This window comes from Micromonospora sp. NPDC049114, from assembly GCF_040648635.1.
Classification (GTDB): domain Bacteria; phylum Actinomycetota; class Actinomycetes; order Mycobacteriales; family Micromonosporaceae; genus Micromonospora.
Genome location: NZ_JBEZEA010000011.1, coordinates 177,524 through 186,402 on the forward strand (window position 1 = coordinate 177,524; position 8,879 = coordinate 186,402).

General features: G+C 70.9%; 5 protein-coding genes. 4 read left to right on the plus strand and 1 reads right to left on the minus strand.

Features of this window, described 5'->3' with window-relative positions:
* Window positions 1-100 precede the first annotated feature (100 nt).
* Window positions 101-4,171, plus strand: a complete 4,071-nt coding sequence (gene hrpA, locus AB0B39_RS26480) for an ATP-dependent RNA helicase HrpA (protein WP_357575682.1) — start codon at window positions 101-103, stop codon at window positions 4,169-4,171.
* Between the two features lie 34 nt (window positions 4,172-4,205).
* Here hrpA and AB0B39_RS26485 read toward each other — a convergent pair whose 3' ends face one another.
* A complete protein-coding gene (locus AB0B39_RS26485) occupies window positions 4,206-5,138 on the minus strand; it encodes a LysR family transcriptional regulator (protein ID WP_234587864.1) in 933 nt (310 codons plus the stop codon).
* 83 nt (window positions 5,139-5,221) lie between these two features.
* Here AB0B39_RS26485 and AB0B39_RS26490 point away from each other — a divergent pair, with 83 nt between their 5' ends.
* Genes AB0B39_RS26490 through AB0B39_RS26500 form a run of 3 tightly spaced genes read left to right on the plus strand, consistent with a single transcriptional unit; the run spans window position 5,222 to window position 8,605 of the window.
* Window positions 5,222-5,905 carry a succinate dehydrogenase cytochrome b subunit gene (locus AB0B39_RS26490; RefSeq protein WP_357497380.1) on the plus strand — a complete coding sequence of 228 codons (684 nt, stop codon included), beginning with the start codon at window positions 5,222-5,224 and terminating at the stop codon, window positions 5,903-5,905.
* Between the two features lies 1 nt (window position 5,906).
* On the plus strand, window positions 5,907-7,844 hold the full coding sequence (locus tag AB0B39_RS26495; protein ID WP_357575683.1) for a fumarate reductase/succinate dehydrogenase flavoprotein subunit: 1,938 nt from the start codon (window positions 5,907-5,909) through the stop codon (window positions 7,842-7,844).
* Window positions 7,841-8,605, plus strand: coding sequence for a succinate dehydrogenase/fumarate reductase iron-sulfur subunit (locus tag AB0B39_RS26500; protein ID WP_357497376.1), 765 nt, complete (start codon window positions 7,841-7,843; stop codon window positions 8,603-8,605). Before AB0B39_RS26495 ends, AB0B39_RS26500 begins: the two co-directional genes overlap by 4 nt.
* The last annotated feature ends 274 nt before the right edge of the window (window positions 8,606-8,879 follow it).

The following is an 8,879-nucleotide window of genomic DNA, read 5'->3' on the forward strand; positions in this document are numbered from 1 at the left end:
GTCGGCCGCAACTCTAGACGGCCGTGGACGCGCTGCCGCACCGCTTGAGGCGGTAACCCAGGGGCGATCCGCCGCCGCGCTGCCTATCCTTGGGCACGACATGCAGAATCCAGCCGCCTCCGCCGCGACCGATCCCGTCCGCGAGCTGCACCGCCGCCTCACTCCCCTGATGTTCCGCGACCAACGCCGGCTCCAGCGGCGCCTCGACGGTGCCCGCAAGCTGCGCGACCCGCAGCGCCGGGAGGCGGCGCTTACCGAGATCACCGCCGAGCTGACCCGGGCCGAGCAACGGCTGGCCGCCCGGCGGGCGGCGGTGCCGGTGATCACGTACCCGGCCGGGTTGCCGGTCAGTGACCGCAAGGACGACATCGCGGCCGCCATCCGTGATCATCAGGTGGTGATCGTGGCCGGCGAGACCGGCTCCGGCAAGACCACCCAGATCCCCAAGATCTGCCTGGAGCTGGGGCGCGGCGTCAACGGCCTGATCGGGCACACCCAGCCCCGGCGGCTGGCCGCCCGCACGGTGGCCGACCGGATCGCCGACGAGCTGGGCACTGAGCTGGGCGACGTGGTCGGCTACAAGGTGCGCTTCACCGACCAGGTCAGCGACCGCAGCCTGGTCAAGCTGATGACCGACGGCATCCTGCTGGCCGAGTTGCAGACCGACCGGATGCTGCGCCAGTACGACACGTTGATCATCGACGAGGCGCACGAGCGCAGCCTCAACATCGACTTCATCCTCGGGTATCTGCGGGAGCTGCTGCCCCGCCGACCCGACCTCAAGGTGATCATCACCTCGGCGACCATCGAGACCGACCGCTTCGCCCGGCACTTCGCCGGCCCGCCCACCGCCGACGAGCCGCAGGGCGTACCCGCGCCGGTGGTCGAGGTCTCCGGGCGCACCTACCCGGTGGAGGTGCGCTACCGGCCGCTGGTCGAGGTGGCCGAGGGCGACGAGGACGGTGACGGCGACGAGGACAACGTCCGCGACCAGATCCAGGCGATCGGCGACGCCGTCGAGGAGTTGGCCGCCGAGGGGTCCGGCGACATCCTGGTCTTCCTCAGCGGCGAGCGGGAGATCCGGGACACCGCCGACGCGCTGGGCAAGCTGGTGCAGTCCAAGCGGTCCCTGCTCGGCACCGAGATCCTGCCGCTGTACGCCCGGCTGTCCAGCGCCGAGCAGCACCGGGTCTTCGCCGCGCACAGCTCGCGCCGGGTGGTGCTCGCCACCAACGTGGCGGAGACCTCGCTGACCGTGCCCGGCATCAAGTACGTGGTGGACCCGGGCACCGCCCGGATCTCCCGCTACTCCAGCCGGCTCAAGGTGCAGCGGCTGCCCATCGAGCCGGTCTCCCAGGCGTCGGCAAACCAGCGCAAGGGCCGCTGCGGGCGTACGTCCGACGGCATCTGCATCCGCCTCTACGACGAGCAGGACTTCCTGTCCCGCCCCGAGTTCACCGACCCGGAGATCCTGCGCACCAACCTGGCGTCGGTCATCCTCCAGATGACCGCGATCGGGCTCGGCGACCTGGCCGCGTTCCCGTTCATCGACCCGCCGGACAGGCGCAACATCACCGACGGCGTCAACCTGCTGCACGAGCTGGGCGCGCTGGACCCGACCGAGGCCGACCCGGGCAAGCGGCTCACCGCGCTGGGCCGGCGGCTGGCCCAGTTGCCGGTCGACCCGCGGCTGGCCCGCATGGTGGTCGAGGGCGAACGAAACGGTTGCGCCACCGAGGTGCTGGTGATCGCCGCCGCGCTGTCCATCCAGGACCCGCGCGAGCGGCCGGCGGAGAAGCAGGCCCAGGCCGACCAGGCGCACGCCCGGTTCGCCGACAAGGAGTCGGACTTCGTCGCGTACCTCAACCTGTGGCGCTACCTACGCGAGCAGCAGCGTGAACTGTCCTCCAGCGCGTTCCGGCGGATGTGCAAGGCGGAGTACCTGAACTACCTGCGGATCCGCGAGTGGCAGGACATCGTCAGCCAGTTGCGCCAGGTCCTGCGTACCCCCGGAGACGGCGACCGGCGGGGTGGGCGACCGGCGCGCGACACCTCGGACGACGCGGACGTCGGCCGGGGTGCGGGTCGGCGCGGCGGCGCGGACCTGCCGGAGGAGATCGACACCCCGAAGGTGCACCAGTCGCTGCTGCCGGGCCTGCTGTCGCACATCGGCCTGAAGGACGCCCAGAAGCACGAGTACCTGGGCGCGCGGGGCGCGAAGTTCGCGCTCTTTCCCGGCTCGGCGTTGTTCAAGAAGCCGCCGCGCTGGGTGATGGCCGCCGAGCTGGTGGAGACCTCCCGGCTGTGGGGCCGCATCGCCGGCCGGGTCGAGCCGGAGTGGGTCGAGCCGCTCGCGCAGCACCTGGTCAAGCGCAGCTACAGCGAGCCGCACTGGGAGAAGAAGCAGGCCGCGGTGATGGCCTACGAGAAGGTCACCCTGTACGGCGTTCCCCTGGTCACCTCCCGCAAGGTTAACTTCGGGCGGATCGACCCGGCGCTGAGCCGGGAGCTGTTCATCCGGCACGCCCTCGTCGAGGGCGACTGGCAGACCCACCACCGGTTCTGGGCGGACAACAAGCGGCTCCTCGCCGAGATCGAGGAGCTGGAGAGCCGCGCCCGACGCCGCGACATCCTGGTCGACGACGAGACCATCTTCGGTTTCTACGACCAGCGGATCCCGGCCGACGTGGTCTCCGGCCGGCACTTCGACACCTGGTGGAAGACGACCCGCCGGGACCAGCCCGACCTGCTCACCTTCACCCGCGACGTGCTGGTCAACGACGGTCGGGCCGGGGTGGACGAGAACGACTACCCCGACGAGTGGCTGACCCAGGGGGTGAGCCTGCCGCTGACGTACCGCTTCGAGCCGGGCACGCCGACCGACGGCGTCACCGTGGACATCCCGCTGCCGCTGCTCAACCAGGTGCCGGCCGAGAGCTTCGACTGGCAGGTGCCGGGGCTGCGCGAGGAGACGGTGATCTCGCTGATCCGGACGCTGCCCAAGGCGATCCGCCGCAACTTCGTCCCCGTGCCGGACTACGCGCGGGCCGCGCTCGCCGCGATCACACCCGGCGAGGAGCCGTTGCTGGACGCGCTCACCCGCCAACTGCGGCGGATGACAGGCGTCACCGTGCCCCGCGACGCCTGGGAGCCGGGCAAGCTGCCGGCCCACCTGCGGGTCACCTTCCGGGTGCTCGACGCCGACGAGAAGCCGGTCGCCGAGGGCAAGGACCTGCCGGCCCTGCAACGTCAGCTCCGTCAGGAGGTCCGCCAGGTGGTGGCGGCCGCCGCACCGGAGGTCGCCCGGACGGGGCTGCGCGAGTGGAGCGTCGGCACCCTGCCCCGGACGATCGAGCAGGTGCGCGCCGGCTACGCGGTGACCGCGTACCCGGCGCTCGTCGACGAGGGCGCGACGGTCGGGGTGAAGGTGTTCGACTCCCCCGCCGAGGCGGAGGCGGCGCACTGGGCGGGCACCCGTCGGCTGCTGCGGCTCACCGTGCCGTCCCCGGCCCGGTTCCTGCAGGGCCGGCTGAGCAACGAGGCGAAGCTGGCGCTGAGTCGCAACCCGCACGGCGGTGTGCAGCAACTGATCGAGGACGCGGCGGGCGCGGCCATCGACCGGCTGATCGGCGAAGCCGGTGGGCCGGCGTGGGACGCCGAGGGCTTCGCCGCGCTGCGGGAGAAGGTCCGCGCCGACCTGGTCGACACAGTCGTCGAGGTGATGGACCGGGTGCGCAAGGTCCTCGCCGCCGCGTACGCGGTCGAGCAGCGGCTCGACGCGACGCGCAACCTGGCCGTGGTGGCGGCGCTGGCCGACATCCGCAACCAGCTCGGCGGCCTCGTGCACGCCGGCTTCATCACCGAGACCGGGTACGCGCGCCTGCCCGACCTGCTGCGCTACCTCACCGCCATCGAACGTCGACTGGACCGGCTGGGCGGCAACCCGCAGCGCGACAAGCAGCAGCAGGACCGGATCGCTGTGGTGCAGAAGGAGTACGACGACCTGCTCACCAACCTGCCGCCGGCCCGCCGCCAGGAGACGGCCGTCCGGCAGATCCGCTGGATGATCGAGGAGTTGCGGGTGAACGTCTTCGCCCAGGCGCTGGGCACCCCGTACCCCGTCTCCGAGCAGCGGATCTACCGGGCGATGGACGACGCCGAGGGCCGCTGAGCCGGCCGGCGCGGCTCCGGCCTGGCCGGGCCCGTCAGGTCAGCGGTTCCACGCCGGGCGGCAGCTCGCCACGGTCGATCGCCGACTGGATGTAGTCGAGCAGGATCCGCCGCAGTTCCCGACCGGCGTGGGTCGGCACGATGTCGCGGCGGCGGGCCACCGCGATGGTCCGCCGCACCCCGGGCGGGGCGAGGGGGGTGATCCGCACCCCGGGGCGGCGGGCCAGCACGATGCCCGGCACCAGCGCGATGCCCAGTCCTGCCTCGACGAAGCTGAGCACCGCGTCCATCTCGCCGCCGTCCACCGCGAAGCTCGGTTCGAAGCCCGCCTCGCGGCACGCCTGGATGGTGGCGTCGCGCAGGTCGTAGCCCTCCCGGAACATCACCATCGGCTGGTCGCGCAGGTCGGTGATGCGCAGCTCGCCGGTCGTCGACGCGGTGGGCACCTCCCCCACCGAGGCCACCACCAGGCTCTCCCGCAGGATCGGGTCGACCCGCAGACCCGGGTCCGCGCCCTGGGCCGGCATGATGATCAGGGCCAGGTCGAGGTCGCCGCGCAGCAGGTCCCGCACGAGATCCTGGGAGCCGCCCTCCTCGACGCGCAGGTCGACGGTGGGATGCGCGTCGCGGAACCGGCGCAGCACCGGCGGTGCGAGCGAGGTGGCAAGGCTCGGGGTCGCACCGAGCCGGACGCGACCCCGCCGGAGCCCGACCAGCTCCTGCACCTCCCGGGTCGCGGTCTCCACGTCGGCGAGGATCCGGGTGGCCAGCGGCAGGAGCACCTCGCCCGCCGCGGTGAGGGCGATGTTGCCCCTTACCCGCTCGAACAGCGGTGCCCCGAGGTCGGTCTCCAGAGCGTGAATTTGCTTACTGAGAGAAGGCTGAGTGATGCCGACGATGTCGGCAGCTTGGGTGAAATGTCGTACTTCGGCCACCGCAACGAAGTACCGGAGCTGATGGAGCTGCATCTACATAGCCTAAGGCTATTAACACTACGAGTTTGATGCATTGGACGACTGATCGAAGTGCTCCTAGCGTCGGTCCCGTGGTAATGACGAAAACTCGGTCGCCCATCCGCTCGAACGTCGGCCTCAAGGCCGTCATGGCGGTGACGGGCATCCTGCTGGTGCTGTTCCTGATCGCCCACATGCTCGGGAACCTGAAGGTGTTCACGGGGGAGACCTCGTTCGACCACTACGCGCACTGGCTGCGCGACATCGGTAAGCCGCTGCTGCCCGGTGTCTGGTTCCTGTGGATCCTGCGCACCGTCCTCGTGGTGGCCGTCGTCGCCCACATCTGGGCCGCCACCGTGCTGGCGATGCGCGCCCGCGCCGCCCGCCCGGTCAAGTACGCCCACCGCAAGAAGGTCCGGGGCAGCTACGCGGCCCGCACCATGCGCTGGGGCGGCGTGATCATCCTGCTGTTCGTGATCTACCACCTCCTGGACCTGACCACCGGCACGCTCAACCCGGTCGGGACCGAGGGCAAGCCGTACGGCAACGTCGTCGCCGACTTCGCGCCGGAGCGCTGGTACGTCACGCTCTTCTACACCCTGGCGATCGTCACGCTCGGCTTCCACCTGCGCCACGGCGCGTTCAGCGCGTTCCGCAGCCTCGGCCAGCAGACACCCCGGGGCGAGCGGCGGGCGCGCAACGCCGCGCTCGTCTTCGCCGTGGTGCTCTGCGCCGGATACCTGGTGGTCCCGTTCGCCGTTCTCACCGGATTGGTGTCCTGACATGGAACTCTTCACCGAGGGCGACCCGATCGCCGACACGAAGGCTCCCGCCGGCCCGATCGAGAAGCGCTGGGAGACCCGGCGCTTCGAGGCCAAGCTGGTCAACCCGGCCAACCGCCGCAAGATGACGGTGATCGTGGTCGGCACCGGCCTGGCCGGCGGTTCGGCCGCGGCGACGCTGGCCGAGCAGGGCTACCACGTCAAGTCCTACTGCTACCAGGACAGCCCGCGCCGGGCGCACTCGATCGCCGCGCAGGGCGGCATCAACGCCGCGAAGAACTACCGCAACGACGGCGACTCGGTGCACCGGCTGTTCTACGACACCGTCAAGGGCGGCGACTTCCGCTCCCGGGAGTCGAACGTGCACCGCCTGGCCGAGGTGTCGGTCAACATCATCGACCAGTGCGTCGCCCAGGGTGTGCCGTTCGCCCGCGAGTACGGCGGCCTGCTGGACACCCGCTCCTTCGGTGGCGCCCAGGTGCAGCGCACCTTCTACGCCCGGGGTCAGACGGGCCAGCAGCTGCTGCTCGGCGCGTACCAGGCCCTGGAGCGGCAGATCGGCCTGGGCAACGTCGAGATGAACGCCCGGCACGAGATGCTGGAGCTGGTCATCGTCGACGGCAAGGCCCGCGGCATCGTCGTCCGCGACCTGGTCACCGGCGAGATCAGCACCGAGATGGCCGACGCGGTGGTGCTCGCCTCCGGCGGCTACGGCAACGTCTTCTACCTCTCCACCAACGCCAAGGGCTGCAACGTCACCGCCACCTGGCGGGCGCACCGCAAGGGCGCGTACTTCGCCAACCCCTGCTACACGCAGATCCACCCGACCTGCATCCCGGTCTCCGGCGACCACCAGTCGAAGCTGACGCTGATGAGCGAGTCGCTGCGCAACGACGGCCGGGTCTGGGTGCCGAAGAACAAGGGCGACGACCGCAACCCGCGCGACATTCCCGAGGACGAGCGGGACTACTACCTGGAGCGGATCTACCCCTCCTTCGGCAACCTGGTCCCCCGCGACATCGCCTCCCGCGCCGCGAAGAACGTGTGCGACGAGGGCCGGGGCGTCGGGCCCACCAAGCTCGGTGTCTACCTCGACTTCGCCGACGCGATCGACCGGCTGGGCCGCAAGGCCATCGAGGCCAAGTACGGCAACCTCTTCGAGATGTACGAGCGGATCACCGGCGAGGACCCGTACGAGGTGCCGATGCGGATCTACCCCGCCGTGCACTACACGATGGGCGGCCTGTGGGTCGACTACGACCTCCAGTCGAGCATCCCGGGCCTGTTCGTGATCGGCGAGGCGAACTTCTCCGACCACGGCGCGAACCGCCTCGGAGCCTCGGCGCTGATGCAGGGCCTCGCCGACGGCTACTTCGTGCTGCCCACCACGATCGCCAACTACCTGGCCTCGGGCCCCCTCGACAAGGTCGACGCCAGCCACCCGGCGGCGGTCGAGGCGCGTACCGACGTCGAGGACCGCATCCAGCGGCTGCTGGCGGTCAACGGCGACCGGACCGTCGACTCGTTCCACCGCGAGCTGGGCCAGATCATGTGGGAGCACTGCGGCATGGAGCGCAGTGAGGCCGGGTTGCGCAAGGCGATCGGCGAGATCCGCGACCTGCGCGACGCGTTCTGGCAGCGGGTCAAGGTGTCCGGCACGGGCGAGGAGCTGAACCAGTCGCTGGAGAAGGCCGGCCGGGTGGCCGACTTCTTCGAGCTGGCCGAGCTGATGTGCATCGACGCCCTGCACCGCGAGGAGTCCTGCGGAGGGCACTTCCGGGCCGAGCACCAGACCCCCGACGGCGAGGCGCAGCGCGACGACGACCGGTTCGCGTACGTGGCGGCCTGGGAGTTCACCGCCACCGGTGAGCCCTCGGTGCTGCACAAGGAAGACCTGAAGTTCGAATACGTCCACCCCACGCAGCGGAGCTACAAGTGAACCTGACCCTGCGCATCTGGCGCCAGAAGGGCCCTGAGGACAAGGGTCGGATGGTGACCTACCCGGTCAACGACGTGTCCCCGGACATGTCGTTCCTGGAGATGCTCGACGTACTCAACGAGCGGCTGATCCTCGACGGCGAGGACCCGGTGGCGTTCGACCACGACTGCCGCGAAGGCATCTGCGGCATGTGCGGCCTGATGATCAACGGTGACGCGCACGGGCCGCAGCGCGGCACCACGGCCTGCCAGCTGCACATGCGGCAGTTCACCGACGGCGAGACGATCGACATCGAACCGTGGCGGGCCAGCGCCTTCCCGGTCATCAAGGACCTGGTGGTCAACCGGGGCGCCTTCGACAAGATCATCGCCGCCGGCGGCTACATCACCGCGCCGACCGGCAGCGCGCCCGAGGCGCACTCCACCCCGGTCGCCAAGGCCAACGCGGACGCCGCCTTCGAGTCGGCGGCCTGCATCGGCTGCGGCGCGTGCGTGGCGGCCTGCCCGAACGGCTCGGGCATGCTCTTCACCGCCGCCAAGCTCACCCAGCTCTCGCTGCTGCCGCAGGGCCAGCCGGAGCGCTACACCCGGGTGATCGGCATGGTCGACGCGCACGACGAGGCAGGCTTCGGTGGCTGCACGAACGCCGGCGAGTGCACGGTGGCCTGCCCGAAGGGCATCCCGCTGAACACGATCGGCCGGCTCAACCGCGACTACCTCGCGGCCACCACGAAGGGCGCCGGCAACACCCCCGGCTCCTGACCACCGCCCGGCCACTCCTGGCCACCCCGGACCGCCGTGCCCCGAACCTCGGGCACGGCGGTCCGGCGTACGGTCGACGCCCGCCGACGCAGCGACCGCCCTGGTCCGGCCCGGGCGACCCCCTGCCGCCGACCCCGACCCGCGGGCATCGCGGATCAGACGTCCGGTCGGCGCCCGCCGAACGCAGCGACCGATCCAGCCCCGGCCGGGAAGTGGTCATCGACGCCGTCGGCGACCGACCGCACCGTGGCGACGTCGGCGGCGAGGCGGCCGA

Bases quoted from the DNA above. Each gene is read 5' to 3' on its own strand.
- AB0B39_RS26495 (WP_357575683.1), top strand. From the start codon at position 5,907: ATGGAACTCTTCACCGAGGGCGACCCGATCGCCGACACGAAGGCTCCC.
- hrpA (WP_357575682.1), top strand. From the start codon at position 101: ATGCAGAATCCAGCCGCCTCCGCCGCGACCGATCCCGTCCGCGAGCTG.
- AB0B39_RS26485 (WP_234587864.1), bottom strand. From the start codon at position 5,138: ATGCAGCTCCATCAGCTCCGGTACTTCGTTGCGGTGGCCGAAGTACGA.
- AB0B39_RS26490 (WP_357497380.1), top strand. From the start codon at position 5,222: ATGACGAAAACTCGGTCGCCCATCCGCTCGAACGTCGGCCTCAAGGCC.